The organism is Acinetobacter sp. YH12117 (assembly GCF_013418865.1).
Classification (GTDB): Bacteria; Pseudomonadota; Gammaproteobacteria; order Pseudomonadales; family Moraxellaceae; genus Acinetobacter; species Acinetobacter indicus.
Genome location: NZ_VPBF01000024.1, coordinates 12094 through 29821 on the forward strand (window position 1 = coordinate 12094; position 17728 = coordinate 29821).

The 17728-nt window shown below is 48.4% G+C and carries 14 protein-coding genes and 1 tRNA gene; 9 read left to right on the forward strand and 6 right to left on the reverse strand.

From position 1 onward, the window contains the following. The first annotated feature begins 21 nt into the window (after positions 1-21). A complete protein-coding gene (locus FTU55_RS09515) occupies positions 22-2259 on the forward strand; it encodes an NADP-dependent isocitrate dehydrogenase (RefSeq protein ID WP_168390989.1) in 2238 nt (745 codons plus the stop codon). Between the two features lie 532 nt (positions 2260-2791). On the opposite strand, the gene FTU55_RS09520 is transcribed toward FTU55_RS09515, so the two are convergent. Next, positions 2792-2878 (reverse strand) — tRNA-Leu (locus FTU55_RS09520). A gap of 179 nt (positions 2879-3057) precedes the next feature. Here FTU55_RS09520 and queA point away from each other — a divergent pair. The 8 genes from queA to secF all read left to right on the forward strand — a co-directional run bounded on the left by queA (position 3058) and on the right by secF (position 11368). After that, positions 3058-4095: a tRNA preQ1(34) S-adenosylmethionine ribosyltransferase-isomerase QueA gene (queA, locus tag FTU55_RS09525; RefSeq protein WP_168382661.1), complete on the forward strand. Its 1038-nt coding sequence runs from the start codon at positions 3058-3060 to the stop codon at positions 4093-4095. Between the two features lie 11 nt (positions 4096-4106). After that, the gene (locus tag FTU55_RS09530) at positions 4107-5132 is read left to right on the forward strand and encodes a hypothetical protein (RefSeq protein WP_104487901.1); all 1026 of its coding nucleotides are present in this window, start codon (positions 4107-4109) and stop codon (positions 5130-5132) included. 22 nt (positions 5133-5154) lie between these two features. Then, positions 5155-5721, forward strand: a complete 567-nt coding sequence (locus FTU55_RS09535) for a LemA family protein (RefSeq protein WP_104472048.1) — start codon at positions 5155-5157, stop codon at positions 5719-5721. A 187-nt stretch (positions 5722-5908) separates the two neighbouring features. Further along, positions 5909-6733 carry a DUF4303 domain-containing protein gene (locus FTU55_RS09540; protein ID WP_180046911.1) on the forward strand — a complete coding sequence of 275 codons (825 nt, stop codon included), beginning with the start codon at positions 5909-5911 and terminating at the stop codon, positions 6731-6733. A gap of 137 nt (positions 6734-6870) precedes the next feature. After that, positions 6871-8001, forward strand: coding sequence for a tRNA guanosine(34) transglycosylase Tgt (gene tgt, locus FTU55_RS09545; RefSeq protein ID WP_180046912.1), 1131 nt, complete (start codon positions 6871-6873; stop codon positions 7999-8001). Positions 8002-8103: 102 nt separating this feature from the next. Beyond that, positions 8104-8433, forward strand: a complete 330-nt coding sequence (gene yajC / locus FTU55_RS09550; RefSeq protein ID WP_005180065.1) for a preprotein translocase subunit YajC — start codon at positions 8104-8106, stop codon at positions 8431-8433. Positions 8434-8486: 53 nt separating this feature from the next. Next, a complete protein-coding gene (gene secD, locus FTU55_RS09555; protein WP_016658621.1) occupies positions 8487-10388 on the forward strand; it encodes a protein translocase subunit SecD in 1902 nt (633 codons plus the stop codon). A gap of 8 nt (positions 10389-10396) precedes the next feature. After that, positions 10397-11368, forward strand: a complete 972-nt coding sequence (gene secF, locus FTU55_RS09560) for a protein translocase subunit SecF (protein ID WP_171065090.1) — start codon at positions 10397-10399, stop codon at positions 11366-11368. 48 nt (positions 11369-11416) lie between these two features. On the opposite strand, the gene FTU55_RS09565 is transcribed toward secF, so the two are convergent. From FTU55_RS09565 to cysM, 5 genes are all read right to left on the reverse strand, one after another. Beyond that, entirely contained in the window at positions 11417-12061 is a 645-nt protein-coding gene (locus FTU55_RS09565; RefSeq protein WP_252725340.1) for a 4'-phosphopantetheinyl transferase superfamily protein, read from the reverse strand. Between the two features lie 75 nt (positions 12062-12136). Continuing rightward, positions 12137-14443 carry a bifunctional (p)ppGpp synthetase/guanosine-3',5'-bis(diphosphate) 3'-pyrophosphohydrolase gene (locus FTU55_RS09570; RefSeq protein WP_045796610.1) on the reverse strand — a complete coding sequence of 769 codons (2307 nt, stop codon included), beginning with the start codon at positions 14441-14443 and terminating at the stop codon, positions 12137-12139. Between the two features lie 31 nt (positions 14444-14474). Beyond that, complete coding sequence (gene rlmD / locus FTU55_RS09575) at positions 14475-15866, reverse strand: 23S rRNA (uracil(1939)-C(5))-methyltransferase RlmD (RefSeq protein ID WP_180046917.1); 1392 nt, start codon at positions 15864-15866, stop codon at positions 14475-14477. Between the two features lie 6 nt (positions 15867-15872). Beyond that, positions 15873-16694: a 3'-5' exonuclease gene (locus FTU55_RS09580; RefSeq protein ID WP_016658616.1), complete on the reverse strand. Its 822-nt coding sequence runs from the start codon at positions 16692-16694 to the stop codon at positions 15873-15875. Between the two features lie 26 nt (positions 16695-16720). Next, positions 16721-17650, reverse strand: a complete 930-nt coding sequence (gene cysM, locus FTU55_RS09585) for a cysteine synthase CysM (protein ID WP_045796607.1) — start codon at positions 17648-17650, stop codon at positions 16721-16723. Positions 17651-17728: the final 78 nt, after the last annotated feature.

The window sequence follows — 17728 nt, forward strand, 5'->3', positions numbered from 1 at the left end:
AATCAACGCAAGGGGCTATATATGGCTGGTGGAAAGTCAACCATCATTTACACACTGACTGACGAGGCGCCATTACTGGCGACTTATTCGCTGCTGCCGATTATTGAGACCTTTACTAAGCCGGCCGGCGTAGAGATCGTTAAAAGTGACATCTCCGTGGCCGCACGCGTGCTCGCAGAATTTTCTGACTACCTCACCGACGAGCAAAAGGTCACTGACAACCTCGCAGAGCTAGGTCGTCTTACACAAGATCCAGATACGAACATCATTAAACTTCCAAACATCAGTGCTTCTGTTGCTCAGTTGACTGCATGTATCAAAGAACTTCAGTCTAAAGGCTATGCGATTCCTGATTACCCTGAAAATCCGACCACTGAGGAAGAAAAGGTAATCAAGACCCGTTATGGCAAATGCCTGGGCTCTGCAGTAAACCCGGTATTACGTGAAGGTAACTCTGACCGTCGCGCACCAACTGCAGTAAAGAACTACGCGAAGAAAAACCCGCACTCAATGAGCGAGTGGAAACAGTGGTCACAAACTCACGTTTCTCACATGGACGAAGGCGACTTCTACCATGGCGAAAAGTCCATGACTTTAGACCGCGCGCGTAACGTGAAAATGGAACTGATCACCAAGTCAGGTGAAACCATTGTTCTGAAGCCAAAAGTTGCGCTGCAAGACGGTGAAATCATCGACTCGATGTTCATGAGCAAAAAAGCGCTTTGCGACTTCTATGAAAAAGAATTGGATGACTGTAAAGAAGCCGGCATCCTGTTCTCTTTACACGTAAAAGCGACCATGATGAAAGTTTCACACCCGATCGTATTCGGTCACTGTGTGAAAATTTACTACAAAGATGCTTTCGAAAAACATGGCAAACTGTTCGACGAGTTAGGCATTAATGTCAATAATGGTATGGCCGGTCTTTACGAGAAGATCGAAACCCTGCCAACTTCTTTACGTGAAGAAATCATCGAAGACCTGCACGCGTGTCAAGAACACCGTCCTGCACTTGCAATGGTGGATTCTGCAAAAGGCATCACCAACTTCCATTCTCCAAACGACGTCATTGTAGATGCTTCTATGCCTGCAATGATTCGTGGTGGTGGTAAAATGTGGGGTGCTGACGGCAAGCCTTACGACTGTAAAGCAGTAATGCCAGAATCGACTTTCGCGCGTATTTACCAGGAAATGATCAACTTCTGTAAATGGAATGGTAACTTCGACCCACGTACCATGGGTACTGTGCCTAACGTTGGTCTGATGGCGCAAAAAGCGGAAGAATACGGTTCTCACGACAAGACTTTCGAAATTCCTGAAGCGGGTGTTGCCAACATCACGGATCTGGAAACAGGTGAAGTGTTGATGTCCCAAAACGTGGAAGAAGGCGACATCTGGCGTATGTGTCAGGTGAAAGACGCACCAATCCGCGACTGGGTGAAACTGGCTGTTACACGTGCACGTAACTCTGGTATGCCAGCCATCTTCTGGTTAGACCCGTACCGTCCACACGAAAATGAACTGATCAAGAAAGTACAAAAATACCTGAAAGATCACGATACAGACGGTTTAGACATCCAGATCATGTCACAAGTCCGTGCAATGCGTTATACGCTTGAGCGCGTTGCTCGTGGCCTGGATACCATTTCTGTAACTGGTAACATCTTACGTGACTACCTGACTGACCTGTTCCCGATTATGGAACTGGGTACATCTGCGAAGATGCTGTCAATCGTGCCGTTAATGGCTGGTGGCGGTATGTACGAAACAGGTGCCGGTGGTTCTGCACCAAAACACGTACAACAGCTAGTTGAAGAAAACCACTTACGTTGGGATTCTTTAGGTGAGTTCCTGGCACTGGCGGTATCTCTAGAAGAGCTTGGCATTAAAGAAGACAACGCGAAAGCGAAACTTCTGGCGAAGACTTTAGATGCTGCAACAGGCAAACTGCTGGACAACGACAAATCTCCATCACGTCGTACTGGCGAGCTGGACAACCGTGGCAGCCACTTCTACCTGGCAAAATTCTGGGCAGAAGAACTTGCTGCACAAGACGAAGATGCTGAACTGAAAGCGAAATTTGCTCCACTTGCACAAGCTTTAGCTGCAAATGAAGAGAAAATCGTGGCTGAACTTGCAGAAGTCCAAGGCAAATCAGTAGATATCGGCGGTTACTACGCGGTAGATCAAGCGAAAGTAAATGCCGTGATGCGTCCAAGCGAAACCTTGAATGCAACGCTGGCTTCATTACAAGCTTAAACTGGATTTGACTGACCTTTGTTAGTCAACTCATAAAAAAACCGGTGCTAAGGTGCCGGTTTTTTTATCTCACTACTCATTACAAGCTGAACCAATACCTATTTTCCCTCTTTAAATATTTCATGCGTACGTACGTGAACTCATTGGTATTCAATAACCTACAATAGAAATTACAATTTTAAATTATGCTTATTACTCGTTTTGAACAAGCACCTGTTATATGCAAAAAATTGAAATTAATATTGGCAAAAGCAAACAAGTATCTGTCACCATGGACTACGCAGAATATCTTCAACTAAAAGAGGACTCACATCAAACAGGGAAAACACATCGACAAATTTTCCTAGAGTCTTACCGGCTATGGAGGAAACTTAAAATATGCAATCAGGATTGATCAAAATACTCGATTAGTCATTTATTTTTTGATTGTAAATACAGTATCGAATAACAAAGCGATATGAGATAGCTATCCATAAATTTGAGGCAATAAAAAACCCCAAGTCTGAATATGCTTGGGGTTCTTTAAAATCTGTGGTCCCGAGGGTCGGACTCGAACCGACACGTCATCTCTGACAGCGGATTTTGAGTCCGCCGCGTCTACCAATTTCACCACCTCGGGAAGGTGTTGATGCGTATAATAAACTGTTTCACCCGCTTGTCAACGCTCGCCTCCCATATTTGTTTAAAAATAAATCAACCCGATTTTTTTTGTCTTATAATTAGGCAATTTCAGCGATAAAACCAAAAAACGCATATACTACGCCCAATCCTGTTATTGTTTTGCGCATTTATTTAACCATGCAACTTTCTGATTTTAATTTCGACCTCCCTGATGAACTGATTGCCCGTTACCCGCTGGAACAGCGCAGCGCCTCACGCCTGCTGCATGTCAATGCCGAAGGTCAGTATCAAGATCATCAATTTACCGATCTTGTCGATTTACTTGAAGCTGGTGATGTGCTGGTCTTAAATGACACCAAAGTCATGAAAGCCCGCCTGAAAGGTAAACGTGCTACCGGTGGCGCTGTGGAAGTGCTGGTTGAACGCATGCAAGATCAGTTTATTGCGCATTGTCATATTAAAGCCAGCAATTCACCAAAAGCTGGTGCTGAACTCTTCATTGGTCCAGATGAAGTGAAAGTCACGGTACAAGGCCGGCATGAGAACCTGTTTATTGTCGAGTTTTCCCAGCCCATTCTAGAGGTGCTGGATCGCTACGGCGCCCTGCCCATTCCGCCGTACTTTAACCGTGAAGCAGAAGCGATTGATACCGAACGCTATCAAACTGTATTTAATGATCCAACCAAACTGGCCAGTGTTGCCGCCCCGACTGCCAGCCTGCATTTTGATGCCGAACTGCTGGCCAAGCTTGAAGCCAAAGGCATTCAAAAAACCTTTGTAACCTTGCACGTCGGTGCTGGAACCTTCCTGCCGGTACGTACTACTGATATTGAAAACCATATCATGCACAGCGAATGGTGTGATGTACCAGCCGCCGCTGTGGAGATGATCCAGCAGGCCAAAGCACGTGGCAATAAAGTCATTTCAGTTGGCACCACGGCCACCCGTGCAGTCGAAAGTGCAGCACAGGCACACGGTGGCACACTGGCCGCCTGGACCGGTGATACCCAGATTTTCATTTATCCGGGCTATAAATTTAAAGTGGTAGACCGTCTAATCACCAACTTCCACCTGCCTGAATCAACCCTGCTGATGCTGGTGTCGGCCCTATCGAGTCGTGAAAATATCATGCGTGCCTATCAACATGCGGTGGCTCAGCGTTACCGCTTTTTCAGTTATGGCGATGCCATGCTGATTGATCAGGCCCACAGCTAGAGCACTGTCCCATGCCAATCGAGAATATTCAGCACAGCATTCATATTCGCCGCAAGAAGAATCAGCTGGTGTGGAATAATCTCGCCCGGCTCTGGGAAATTGGTGCCCAGGCCAAATCTCAGCAGGAACTGCTTGACCGGCTGCATCCCTGGAATGCCCCGATCAGCCTGCGTTTTGAAAACAAGCTGCCAATTTTGCTTGGCATCATCGGCCTGATACTGATCCTGCTGTTCTGGCTGGCCCCGGCGCACTGGGCCTTGCAGCTGTGTCTGCTGCTGGGAGGCCTTTTGATCTTTGGTGCGTTTCTCTGTTATGAATCCAGCCGCCCAATCACCAATGCCATTCAGGAACTGGAGCAACAGGCACTGGCGCTCAAGTATCAGTTGGCCTTTAACAGCATTCCCCGGCATGAACAGATCATCTTCCAGCCGGTCCGTTTTATTGCGCAAATCAAACAGCTGTTTCCGCTGTTCCAGCAAGGCAATCTCAGCAATGACATTCGCCGCTATGCTCTGACCCACTGGCAGGATGAACAGGGCCAGACCCATCAGGTGATGCTGTTTGAATATCGCTATGTCTCTGAAATTCAGGTCCAAGACCAGAATGGCAACAAAATGCGGCTCAAAGAAATTGAAAAATTCCTGTGGGGTGCCATTGTCTTTGGGGTCGAGTTACAGGGACTGGCGCTCAGCTCGCAGCGTAAAAGCTTTGCCTACCCCTATACCCAGCCGTGGCATACCAGTGATATTCAGATTAACCGGCAGTTAAACATCTATGGCACCGATACTCATCAGATGGCCCGGCAGCTGACTCCGGCGGTGGTGCTGAAACTGGCCAATTTTCTGAACGCGCAGCCCGGCGATCTGCTGTTTCATCCTGAACAGAAAATCCTGTGCTATGTAGGTAGCCAGAACCTGTTTCAGGCCAGCAGCAACTATAAAACCATTCAGGATATTTCGGCTTTACGTGGACATCTGCGTACATTTAAATTACCGTATCTAGAACAATTACAACGCCATTTGCTGCAGCTTTTATAAATTTGGACGTGGGGAGATTTCTATGGGATTGATGATTTTTCTGGCTATTATTCTGGCCGTGCTGATTATCGGGATTCTGATTCGCAACAATATTGTGCGTTATCACAATGCCAGTATTCGTGCCTGGGCCGATGTCACCAGTTATGAGCGCCAGAAAGTCAAGATTCTGGAACAGCTGATTCCAGTGGTGGAGCAATATTCTAGTTTTGAACAGGGCACGCTGGCCAAAGTGACTGAACTGCGCCAGAACGTGTTAAACCTGAAACTGGACAGTACCGACAGCGCCCAGCTGCAACATATTGAGCGTTTGAGTAAAGAGCTGCTGCACAACCTAAACGTGGTGGTCGAGAACTATCCTGAGCTGAAAGCCAATGACATCTATTTAAAAATGATGCACGAAATTGAAGAACAGAATGAAAATGTCGGTGCTGCGATTACCATTTTTAACCGCAATGTCGAGCTGTTTAATAACCAGATTCAGATTTTCCCAAACAACATCATTAACACCTTAACTTTGGGCAAAAAAGCCATTCGCCCGTTCCGTGATCCAAGCATGCAGCAAGGCTTTGAGTATCGCCCGAATTTTTAAAACCAAGATGACCTCTTGATTCAATGTCAAACCGCCTGTCATGATTACAGCGAGATTTCTCCCACGCAGATGACATCCGGTTGACATTTGGCTGTGCTTTGTCACAATCAGAACACTGAGCAAAATATCAATAACAGCTCAGGCATTACCACAGCATGATTAAAAAATAAAAAAGTTAGTTTCGACCATGTTAGAACACCTACAGAGCTTTCAAGCGGCGCTCATTCACGAGTTTTTTCAACTCTATGAGCAGTATGAACAGGACCAGATTTATGCCTGCGCCCTGGTGCTGAATGAATATCTGGGTTTTGAATATCTGGCCATTTCCACCCGGCGCAGCCTGTTTAGCGAGCAGGAAGATCCGGCCCAGTACCTGTCAGACCATGACAAATGGTCAGTCCAGAAATGGCGCTATCGCAGCCAGCCACATCAGCAGCATTTGAATCAGTTTAAACGCCTGTTCACAGACTATTTCCAGAAGCGCCATATCTTTGGGCATCCACTGGCTCAGCAGCGTGACTCCGCGCAACAAAACCATCTACAGGTTTTACTAAATGTGTTTCAGCAGGCCCGGCAGGCCTTGTCGAATGCCTATGGACTGGACCTGAGTTCAATGGTGTTTTTCATGCAGGTGGCCAAACAGCCACAAATGGCAGCGGACTCTGCGCGGCAACTGAATGCGCCTGGCCCCTTACTAGAAGAGTTTCTGGCCCATCAACAGCGCCCTGCTCTGCTGGATGCTTCATCCCATCCACCGGCGATAAAACTGCAACAGATTGATAAAGACCTGCTGATTGATCTGGCGCAGCTGCTGGAAATTGAACCCTATGATTATCTGGAAATAGCCCACGCCGCCTATTTGCTGACGCTAGAACCGGGCTTTATTGACAGCAATCTGTATATCCAGCGTCTGATTCACTCGATTGCCGCCATGGACAGTAATGAACAGGGCCTGTTTGCCCTCCCGAAAGATGAAATCCAGCAACGGATTCAGCAGTTTTATGCCATGTAATTGCCATGATTTTCCTCCACAATATTTACCCAAGAAAACGCATCAAAACTAGCAATTCACGGCAGAATCTAGGAAAATGATGAACTTTTAGCGCAAACAATCAGCGAACTGTTTTTTCGCCTTGATTTGGAACCTGTATGAAGTTTGAAAAATTAGGCCAATCGGGTCGCGCCCGTCGTGGTCGTTTAACTCTTGAACATGGTGTGGTAGAAACCCCCGTGTTTATGCCTGTCGGCACCTATGGCACCGTTAAGGGCATGCTCCCGCGTGATATTGAAGACATTCAAGCACAAATTATTTTAGGCAACACCTTCCATCTGTATTTGCGTCCGGGTCTGGATGTCATTAAAGAACATAGTGGCCTGCACGAATTCATGAAATGGGACAAGCCGATTCTGACCGATTCTGGCGGTTTCCAGGTCTTTAGTCTGGGTGCCATGCGCAAGATTAAAGAAGAAGGCGTTACTTTCCGTTCACCAATTGACGGCTCCAAAGTATTCCTTTCTCCAGAAATTTCCATGGAAATCCAGAAGGTTCTGAACTCAGACATCGTCATGATTTTTGATGAATGTACGCCGTATCCAGCGACCCATGAAGAAGCACAGAAATCTTTACAGCTGTCGTTACGCTGGGCCAAACGCTGTAAAGAACATCATCACAATGTCCTTGAAAATAAAAATGCCCTGTTCGGGATTATTCAGGGCGGGATGTATGAAGATTTACGTGATGAGTCTTTAAATGGTCTGCTAGACGTCGGTTTTGATGGCTATGCCATTGGCGGTCTGTCGGTGGGTGAACCGAAAGAAGAAATGATCAAGGTGCTGGATTATCTGCCGAACAAAATGCCGGAAGATAAACCGCGTTACCTGATGGGTGTCGGCAAACCGGAAGATATCGTGGAAGGTATTCGCCGCGGGGTGGATATGTTTGACTGCGTAATGCCAACCCGGAATGCCCGTAATGGTCATTATTTCGTGACCGATGGTCTGGTACGGATTCGTAACAGCAAATACCGTCATGACCAGAGCCCGCTCGATCCGCACTGTGACTGTTATACCTGCAAGAACTTTACCCGCGCCTACCTGTTCCATCTGGAAAAATGCGGCGAGATGCTCGGTTCAATGCTCGGTACCATCCACAACCTGCGCTATTACCAACGCTTTACCCAAGATATCCGTAATGCCTTGGACAATGGCACTTTTGATGACTTTGTACAGGACTTTTATGCCCGTCGCGGCCTGGATGTGCCGCCTTGTCCGCAAGATTAATCTTTTCAGTATTTGCGCTGAAGAAAAAGACAGGGTAAATTGCAGAACAAGTCAATTTATTATCAATGTTATTGATTCCAGTTTTTAGTTTAGGAAAATGAAATGAGCCTTTTTATTTCTACTGCTCACGCAGCAGGTGAAGCTGCACAACAACCAAGCATGGTTGCTAACCTTTTGATGATTGCAGTATTTATTGCAATTTTCTACTTCCTGATTTGGCGCCCGCAATCAAAACGTGCCAAAGAACACCGTGCCCTGATCGACAGCCTGGGCGTAGGCAGCGAAGTGGTGTTTGCTGGTGGCCTGATGGGCAAAATCACCAAACTTGAAGGTGATTTTGCAGTGGTTGAACTGAACCGCGGCGTAGAAGTAAAAATTCAGCGTGCCAGTGTGATTTCAGTTCTGCCTGAAGGCACATTAAACAACCTTTAATCAAAAATTAGTCGTGCGCCCGCACGACTTTTTCATTTTAAGAAGAAAATTAAATGCGTTACCCAGCATGGAAATATCTACTCATCCTTGTGGTTCTGGTGGTGAGTACATTATATGCCCTGCCAAGTTTGTATCCAGATGAGCCTGCGGTTCAGATTTCTGGGGCCAAAGCCGGTACCCAAATTGACCAAAGCATCGTACAAAAAGCAGAGCAAATTCTAAAATCAGAAAATATTGCCAGCCATGACAACAGCTTTACCAATAACGCAGCCCTGTTGCGTCTGGACTCAAGTGAAGCACAGCTTAAAGCCAAAGATGCATTACGTCAGGGCTTGGGTGATGATTATGTCGTGGCACTCAACCTGGCGCCAACCACTCCAGAATGGCTACAGAAAATTGGCGCCAAGCCAATGAAACTGGGTCTGGACTTGCGTGGTGGTGTTCACTTCCTGCTGGAAGTGGATATGGACAAGGCCATCAGCCAGCGCATGGAGACCTCTGCGACTGACCTGCGTCGACAACTGCGCGACAACAAACTGAAATTCAACAGCCTGTCTTTGAATAACAACACCATTACCGTGCAGTTCGCCAACAATGACGACCGCTCAGCCGTAATGGACTTCTTGCGCCGTAACGGCAACGAGTTTAACCAGCAGGCCCTGGCCACCACAGATGGTGCCATGTTGCGCCTGACCTATACCGACACGCGCAAGCAGGAAATTGAATCCTATGCCGTGAACCAGAACTTGACCACGCTACGTAACCGTATTAACGAGTTAGGTGTGGCCGAAGCACTGGTCCAAACCCAAGGCAGCAACCGTATTGTGGTGGAATTGCCGGGTGTACAGGATACCGCTGAAGCCAAGCGTGTTCTGGGTCGTACTGCGAATCTGGAATTCCGTCTGGTCTCTGATCTGAATGATCAGCATATTGACCCGTATACCGGTCAGCTCAGCAGCCAGACCTTACCGCCGGGCACTGAAGCCTTTGCCTTTGAATCGCTCGACAGTGGCCGTCAGTTGCTGCTGAACCGTAGCCGTATTTTAACCGGTGAACGCGTACAGAATGCATCGAGTGGCTTTAGCCAGGATACTGGCGGCGCCGAGGTAAACATTACCCTCGACTCTGCAGGCGGCAAGCTGATGGCAGACGCGACCCGTAATGCGGTCGGCAAACGTATGGCGGTACTGTTCATTGAGAACAAGCAGCGCATCAGCTATGTAACTGATCCGGAAACCGGCGTCCAGACTGAAGTGCGTACCCCATACACCGAATCTGTGGTGATTAACGCCGCAACCATTCAGGCGGTATTAGGTTCACAGTTCCGGATTACCGGTCTGGATTCACCGCAAGAAGCGGCTGAACTGGCACTGATGTTACGTGCAGGTGCCCTGGCTGCGCCAATGTACTTCGTTGAAGAACGTGTGATTGGTCCTAGTCTGGGTCAGGAAAATATCGACAAGGGTGTAACCTCGACCCAGATCGGTTTTATTCTGGTTGCAATCTGGATGGTGGTGTTCTTCCGTCTGTTTGGCGTGATTGCCAACTTCGCGCTGGTATTTAACCTGGCGATGATCCTGACAGTGATGTCATGGATTGGTGCTTCTTTAACCTTGCCAGGTATTGCCGGTATCGTGATTACCATTGGTATGGCGGTCGATGCCAACGTCCTGATCTGTGAGCGGATACGGGAAGAGATCAAATGGGGGGCCTCACCCAAACAGGCCATCGTAGCCGGTTATGACCGGGCCTATAACACCATTTTCGACTCGAACTTAACCACCTTCCTGGTGGCGTTCATTCTGTTCGCGATTGGTACCGGTCCGATTAAAGGCTTCGCCGTGACCTTAATGATTGGTATTGTCTGCTCGATGTTTACGGCCATTACCGTAACCCGTGCGATTGTACAGATCATTTATGGCAAACGCCGTAACCTGAAAAAGTTGAGCATTTAAGGAGATCGATGATGACTGAGAATACTCAACTGAATCCGAAAAAATACGGCCGTCCGGATGATGAGCGCGTCATTCCGTTTATGAAGATTGCGTTGCCGGCGGCATTGCTTTCGATCATTTTAACCGTGGCCAGCATCTTCTTTATTGCCACCAAAGGCTTAAATCTGGGTCTGGACTTTACCGGCGGTATTGCCGCAGAGCTGAACTACAGCAATCCGGTGAAAGCCAGCGATGTCTCTTCTGCCCTGACGCAGGCCGGTTTCCGTGATCCGGTGGTACAGACCCTGGGTTCTGAACGTGACCTGATGGTGCGTATGCCGGTGCAGGACGAGATTGAAGTCGAAGACCTGACCCAGACCATTACCGCAGCGGCACAATTGCCGGGCAACAGCGCCGATGTGACCAAGGTCGATGTGGTCGGCGGTCAGGTCGGTAACGAGCTATATGTGCGTTCTGCAGGTGCCGTGGCACTGGCGCTGATCCTGATGCTGATTTATGTCACCATCCGCTTCGAGTTCAAACTGGCGATGGGTGCGGTACTGTCCCTGTTCCACGATATTATCGTGACGGTGGGTATTTTTGCGATGATGCAATGGCCATTTGACCTGACCGTTTTGGCAGCCCTGCTGGCAATTATCGGCTTCTCGCTCAACGATAACATTGTAGTCTCGGACCGTATTCGTGAAAACTTCCGTAAAATTCGGGGCGCTTCGCCGCTGGAAGTGGTCAACATTGCCTTAACCGAAACCTTACGTCGTACCATCCACACTTCGATGACACTGTTACTGGTGGTGGTGGCGATGATGCTGATGGGCGGTGATGGCCTGAAATGGTTCTCGATTGCCATGTTTGTCGGTGTCTTTGTCGGGACTTATTCTTCGATTTATATTGGTACCGCCTTTGCACTGTGGCGTGGTCTGAACCGTCAAGACTTTATTGTGCAGGTAAAACCGGAATTTGAAGAGGAAGAAATTCCTTAATTCTTATCCCTCCCATACCAGCAAAAGCCCATCTCCGGATGGGCTTTTTTAATGGCGGATCAGTTGCAGCTTGGGAAACTGAAATCCCTTGCAGGAACGTTCAGAACGCCAGGCTACGGTCAGCATACAGCCACCAATCTTCAGATGCTGATAGGCAAACGTACCCAAGCCCTCATGATGGCAGAATCCACCCTGCTGATGCGGATGAACCCCGCTATTCAGCTGGTTCAGGCTCATGCGAATACCCAGCCCTGACGCTTTCAGAACAGCCTCCTTGGTGGTCCAGACCTTAAACCAGTAATCTGTCTCCTGGCCATAAGCCTGCCACAATTCCCATTCAGCCGGATGAAACATGTGCCTGGCCAGACTCTCAAAGCGCACCTTGCGATCCAGATCTTCAACATCCACCCCAACATCTTGCAGCTGCTCGCTATAGGCCAGTGCATAGTGCTGACGGCTGTGACTATGATTCAGGGCCAGCTGCGGATACGCAGGCAAAAACGGCTTGCCATACGCAGTACGGTCAAAATCTTCCGAGCAGATTGGCGCGTTTAAATAGGCCGATAGGCGCTGGTTACGAAAAGCATAAATGGCCTGCTTTTGCTGCTGGATGTGCGCTTTACGCTCCAGCGCCGGCTGCTGCGGTGCAATCTGTGCCAGACGGGCCAATTCTAAAATGATCTGTGCGCTCATGTGTAGACGCATTTCCTGCATAAACAAAAACCAGCGATCAAGATCACTGGTTTTTTCAAAGATAAGAAAGAAAGTTTAATTGCCCTGTACCAAACGACGTGCGCTGATAATCCCCGGCTGCTGCTCCAAACGTGCCAGCAGACGTGACAGTTGGGCCAGACCTTTGACTTCAATTAACAGCTTCATATTGGCAATACCATCATTTTCGGAAATGGTATTCACCTGACGAATATTAATCTGATCGGAGAAAATCACCTGAGTCAGATCTTTCAGCAGACCACGGCGATCATAGGCTTCCACTACAATCTGCACGCTTTGACCACGGGTTGGCTGCATTTCCCAGTCGGCTTCGACCGCACGTTCCGGCTCCTGGCTGATCATGCGTACATAATCCGGACAGGCCACCTTATGAATGCTGACGCCGCGATTCAGGGTAATATAGCCGGCAATGGATTCACCATGTACCGGCTGACAGCACTGGGCAATATGCAACTCGACGTTATCCAAACCATCAATCAGAATGCCATGCGCCGACAAGGTATGGCTGGCACGCGGATTCAGGGTCGGTTTTAATACCAGTTCCGGTTCATCCTGATCCAGATGCATATGCCGGTTAACCTGGTTAATCAGCGCATGCAGGCTGATTTCACCATTGACCAGACCAATCAGAATGTCTTCACCGAGTTTGACATTAAAGTGATTGCAGTAATCATTCAAGTCGATACTTTTCGGGTGAATCGCCAGACGCGACAATTCCTTATTCAGAATATCACGGCCAATTTCCAGATTCTTGCTGCGGTCCTGCTGTCTGAACCAGTGGCGTAACTTGTCACGCGCCCGCGCAGTCTTGATATAACCAAGTGAGTTCACCAGCCAGTCACGGTTTGGTTCACGGTCTTTCTTGGTCAGAATTTCGACCTGTTCACCGGTTTTTAAGGTATAGGTCAGCGGCACATAACGCTGATTGACCCGCGCGGCATAACACTTGTTACCAACCTCGGTATGCACATGGTAGGCAAAGTCCAGCACGGTCGAGCCACGCGGTAATTCTTTAATATCCCCATCGCGGCTAAACACATAAATCTTTTCAAAATCTTCAAACTCTTGCAGCTGCTCGAAGTTTTCAGTTTCATCATCGGACTTATGCGCACTGGCATCATTACGCTCCTGATAATGCTCCAGCACCGCACGCAAAGAATGCAAACGATGGTTGAAGGAATGATCGGTGGTTTTGCTGCCTTCTTTATAGTTAAAGTGCGAACACACGCCAAGTTCCGCTTCTTCATGCATTTCCATGGTACGGATTTGCACTTCCAGCGACTTGTTTTCAGCAATCACTGCAGTATGTAGCGAGCGATAACCATTGGCTTTCGGATTGGTAATGTAGTCATCAAACTGATGCGGAATATGCCGCCACAGCTGATGTACGATACCGAGCGAGTGATAACATTCCGGAATGGTTTTGACCAGTACCCGCACCGCACGAATGTCATAGAGCTGGTCGAAGCTCAGGTCTTTACTCTTCATTTTTCGATAAATCGAATAAATGTGTTTAACCCGGCCGGTAATTTCCGACTCAATGCCATGCGCCGCCAGTTCACTCTTGAGCTTATCAATTACAAACTGGATATATTGCTCACGTTCCAGCCGTTTTTCATTCAGTAAAGACGCAATTTCTTTATAACGGTCCGGCGCCAGATAACGGAAAGCCAGATCTTCCAGCTCCCATTTTAACTGGGCGATGCCCAGACGGTGCGCCAGCGGCGAGTAAATGGTCAGAATTTCACGCGCGACCCGTTCCTGACGCTCTTTAGATGCAGTGGTCAGTTCACGTAAGGCATAGGTACGTTCGGCCAGCTTGATCAGCACCACACGCACATCTTCAGTCACGGAAATCAGCATTTTATAAATGCCGGTCAGATGCTCGCGCTGGTTGTTATTGAAGTGATCTTCCAGCCGTTTATTCTTTTCAATCAGCTCGGACAACTTACCCATCGACAGGGTACCTTTGACCAGGGTATGTACGCTGTCACCGAAATGCTCACGCACTTCTTCCAGGGTCATCACCCCTTCACGCACACTGCGGTACAGCATAGCAGCCGACAAGGTATCTTCATCGACATGCAAATGAGCCAGAATATCGGCCATTTCAATTCCGGTATACAAGGTATTGGACCGGTGCTTGACTGTCGTTTCCAGCTCTTTTTGTAACGTATAGGTGGCAACTTCTTCGAGTTTTGCTAATGCTGCCCCATCTAAGATGTCACGAACCCGGTCCAGCCATTCTGCCAGATCCTGTCGTGCTTGCTCGGCATGTTCTACAGTCGTTTCCTCAGACAATTCGTTTAATCGTCCAGGAAGTTGTTCACGTACTGTGACCATACCCTACTCCTACCTCTATATACTTCATTTTCTATAAATCGTTTATTGATTTTTCTTGCTCAAATAAGGCAATCGATTCTACATGACCGGTATGGCTAAACATATCCATCACCCCGGCTTTGCTTAAACGATAGCCCTGTTGCACCAGCATCCCCGCATCCCTTGCAAGTGTAGCCGGATTACATGACACATAAACGATTCTTGCCGCACCAAATTTGGGCACATAATGCATGACTTCCTCGGCACCGGAGCGCGGAGGGTCAATCAATAATGCATCAAATCCTTGATTTGCCCAAGAATGATGCGAAAAATCTTTTGTTAAATCTTGTGAAAAGAATTTCACCTGAGTTAACCCGTTCAGCTGGGCATTTTCCGCACCACGATGCACCATTTCATCTGAACCTTCCACGCCAACCACCGTACCGTTTTCGCCGACACAGCGCGCCAAAGGTAAAGAGAAATTGCCTAATCCACAAAACAGATCCAGCACACGCTCACCTGCCTGCAACTGAAGCAAATCACATGCCAGCTTGACCATTTGCGGATTCACGGTGGAATTTACCTGGGTAAAATCCAGCGGATGAAAAGCAAATTTCAGCTCAAATTCCGGCAGTGCATAATGCAGACGCATGGCCTGATCGGGTTGATCTACACGTTGCACACTGTCTGGTCCCGCAGGCTGCAGATACAGTTGCCATTGTTTCTGTAACGCAAATTTGAGCAGTTGGTTGACATCTGACTCAGATAATTTTTCCGTATGCCGGACCAACAGGGCAATTTCCGTATCACCCATTGCCAATTCTACATGACCAATGTCGGCTTTGCCTTTTAGACTTTGGAGTAGTTGTTTCAGGCGGGTGATTGAACCGAGTTCACGGTCCAGAATCAGACAGCGGTCAATTGAGGTCAGCCGGTTGCTCTGGCGTTCCCGGAAACCGACCACCAGTTTGTCTTTATTCGAGAAATAACGCACCCCGATCCGGGCACGGCGGCGATAATCCTCCCGGGTTGAACGTAACGGTGTCAGCCATTCATCCGGTTGAATGCCGGCAAAATGCTGCAGGTGCGACTTGAGTACATCCTGTTTTAAACGAATCTGCTCATCCAGCTGGATATGCTGCATATTGCAGCCGCCACAGACACCAAAATACGGACACGGCGGCTCGACCCGCATCTCGGCAGGTGCAGATAACAGTTCGATACAGTCGGCTTCTTCTAACCGTTTGGTGACATGATGAATCCGTGCTTTGACTGTTTCACCCGGCAAGGCGCCTTGAATAAACACCTTCTTGCCGTGTTTATCCTGCGGATGCTCAGGCTGTGAACCATAGTGTGCAATCCCGCGCCCTTCATGGGACAGCGACTCAACCTGAAAGGTATGGATCAGGGGTTGAGCTGGACGAGCGGATGGACGATGTTTCATGAGCACCTAAAGTGTGGAAGATGGGAAATCTGCAGCAGTAAAGTCTGTGGCTTGTGCATTCTGGCGCCAGGCTGCAAGGAACTCGCCATGCTGTGGCAGGCTGGATAAATACTGGATGGTGGTCTGAACCCACAGGCGATGATCATCCAGCTGCAACTGCCCTTTCAGCAAGAGCCAGCGCAGATAGATCAGCCAGGTATTCAGCACATCGCCTTCACAATAGCTGGTGAGTTTGAGCCATTCACCGGCGCGGATATATTCCGGCACATGATAACCGGCTTCGCCGCGTTTACCCGGAAAACCGAGCAGATGCGCCATATCATCCAGTTTCTGGAAATTCCGGCCATTAAACATGGCCATCACATCCATCAAGTCAATATGCCGCTGATGATAGCGGTTCTGGTAGTTATTATAGCGCTTTTGCGTGTCAATTTCGCCCTGATCAAACAGACTTGGCGCAGACAGGCCATGATACATGGCGCGGTATAAAATTACCGGCAAATCAAACTGCGAACCGTTCCAGCTCACCAGGGTCGGATGGCGCTTGTCAAAAATCGACAGAAATTTTTTCAGGATTTCGGCTTCGGTATACTGTTCCCGGCTAAAAGAAAACAGGGTCATTAAGCCGGTTTCATCAATCCACAGGCCGGAAATACAGACAATTTCATGCAGCGGCAAACGCTGAAAATCCATACCTGATTCCTGACGGCGCAGCTTCATCAGTGCCTGCTCCAGATCTGCCTCCGGCAAATCCAGACCATACAAATGCGCCCCCGACTTCAGGTCGGTCCATGTTTCAATATCAAATACCAACACCGGTAGACGCATAATTTTCTCTACAGCTTGACAGTGGTTTATTCAGGATCTTGAACTGAAAATAAACCGGTCGATAAATAACGGTCACCCCGGTCGCAGATAATGCAGACAATCACCGCATCCGGGTTTTCTTCTGCCAGTTTCAGCGAAGCCCAGACTGCACCACCCGATGACGTTCCGGCACTGATGCCTTCTTTTTGCGCCAGTTTACGCATGGTCCGCTCGGCTTCAATTTGTGGAATATCAATAATCCGGTCGACACGACTACGATCAAAAATGGTCGGTAAATATTCTTCCGGCCAGCGGCGAATACCGGCAATACTGGAACCATCTGAAGGCTGTAAACCGACAATCTGAATATCCGGATTCATTTCTTTCAGGTATTTGGATACCCCCATAATGGTGCCGGTGGTCCCCATCGAGCTGACAAAGTGGGTAATTTTACCGCCAGTTTGCTGCCAGATTTCCGGCCCGGTGGTCAGGTAATGCGCTTCGACATTGTCCGGATTACCAAACTGGTTCAGTACCAGACCTTTGCCTTCGGCCTGCATTTGCAGGGCCAGATCACGCGCTCCTTCCATGCCCTGTTCTTTGGTCACTTCAATCAGTTCGGCACCATAGGCACGCATGGCATCTTTACGTTCCTGACTCATGTTGTTCGGCATGATCAGCTTCATATTATAACCACGCATGGCAGCCACCATGGCCAGTGCAATCCCCGTATTTCCGCTGGTGGCTTCAATCAAGGTATCACCCGGTTTGATCTGACCGCGCTTTTCCGCCTGCATAATCATGTTATACGCTGGGCGGTCTTTGACTGAACCTGCCGGATTGTTGCCTTCCAATTTGGCCAACACCGTGGCTTGGGTATGACTTGCAAGACGCTGCAAGCGTACCAATGGCGTTTTGCCCACATAATGATCTAATAGAAATTCATCGGCTTGGAAATCAGGGGTGGTATTACTCATTATTTGCACCTTTCTCTAGGTGCGCATATTGTATGAAAAAAACCACCCGCCTGCACTCTTTTCACCAGCTTTTTCGTG

Bases quoted from the DNA above. Each gene is read 5' to 3' on its own strand.
- FTU55_RS09535 (WP_104472048.1), top strand. From the start codon at position 5,155: ATGGGATTGATGATTTTTCTGGCTATTATTCTGGCCGTGCTGATTATC.
- rlmD (WP_180046917.1), bottom strand. From the start codon at position 15,866: ATGAAACATCGTCCATCCGCTCGTCCAGCTCAACCCCTGATCCATACC.
- FTU55_RS09570 (WP_045796610.1), bottom strand. From the start codon at position 14,443: ATGGTCACAGTACGTGAACAACTTCCTGGACGATTAAACGAATTGTCT.
- FTU55_RS09515 (WP_168390989.1), top strand. From the start codon at position 22: ATGGCTGGTGGAAAGTCAACCATCATTTACACACTGACTGACGAGGCG.
- FTU55_RS09580 (WP_016658616.1), bottom strand. From the start codon at position 16,694: ATGCGTCTACCGGTGTTGGTATTTGATATTGAAACATGGACCGACCTG.
- secF (WP_171065090.1), top strand. From the start codon at position 10,397: ATGATGACTGAGAATACTCAACTGAATCCGAAAAAATACGGCCGTCCG.
- secD (WP_016658621.1), top strand. From the start codon at position 8,487: ATGCGTTACCCAGCATGGAAATATCTACTCATCCTTGTGGTTCTGGTG.
- FTU55_RS09540 (WP_180046911.1), top strand. From the start codon at position 5,909: ATGTTAGAACACCTACAGAGCTTTCAAGCGGCGCTCATTCACGAGTTT.
- cysM (WP_045796607.1), bottom strand. From the start codon at position 17,650: ATGAGTAATACCACCCCTGATTTCCAAGCCGATGAATTTCTATTAGAT.
- FTU55_RS09565 (WP_252725340.1), bottom strand. From the start codon at position 12,061: ATGAGCGCACAGATCATTTTAGAATTGGCCCGTCTGGCACAGATTGCA.
- yajC (WP_005180065.1), top strand. From the start codon at position 8,104: ATGAGCCTTTTTATTTCTACTGCTCACGCAGCAGGTGAAGCTGCACAA.
- FTU55_RS09530 (WP_104487901.1), top strand. From the start codon at position 4,107: ATGCCAATCGAGAATATTCAGCACAGCATTCATATTCGCCGCAAGAAG.
- tgt (WP_180046912.1), top strand. From the start codon at position 6,871: ATGAAGTTTGAAAAATTAGGCCAATCGGGTCGCGCCCGTCGTGGTCGT.
- queA (WP_168382661.1), top strand. From the start codon at position 3,058: ATGCAACTTTCTGATTTTAATTTCGACCTCCCTGATGAACTGATTGCC.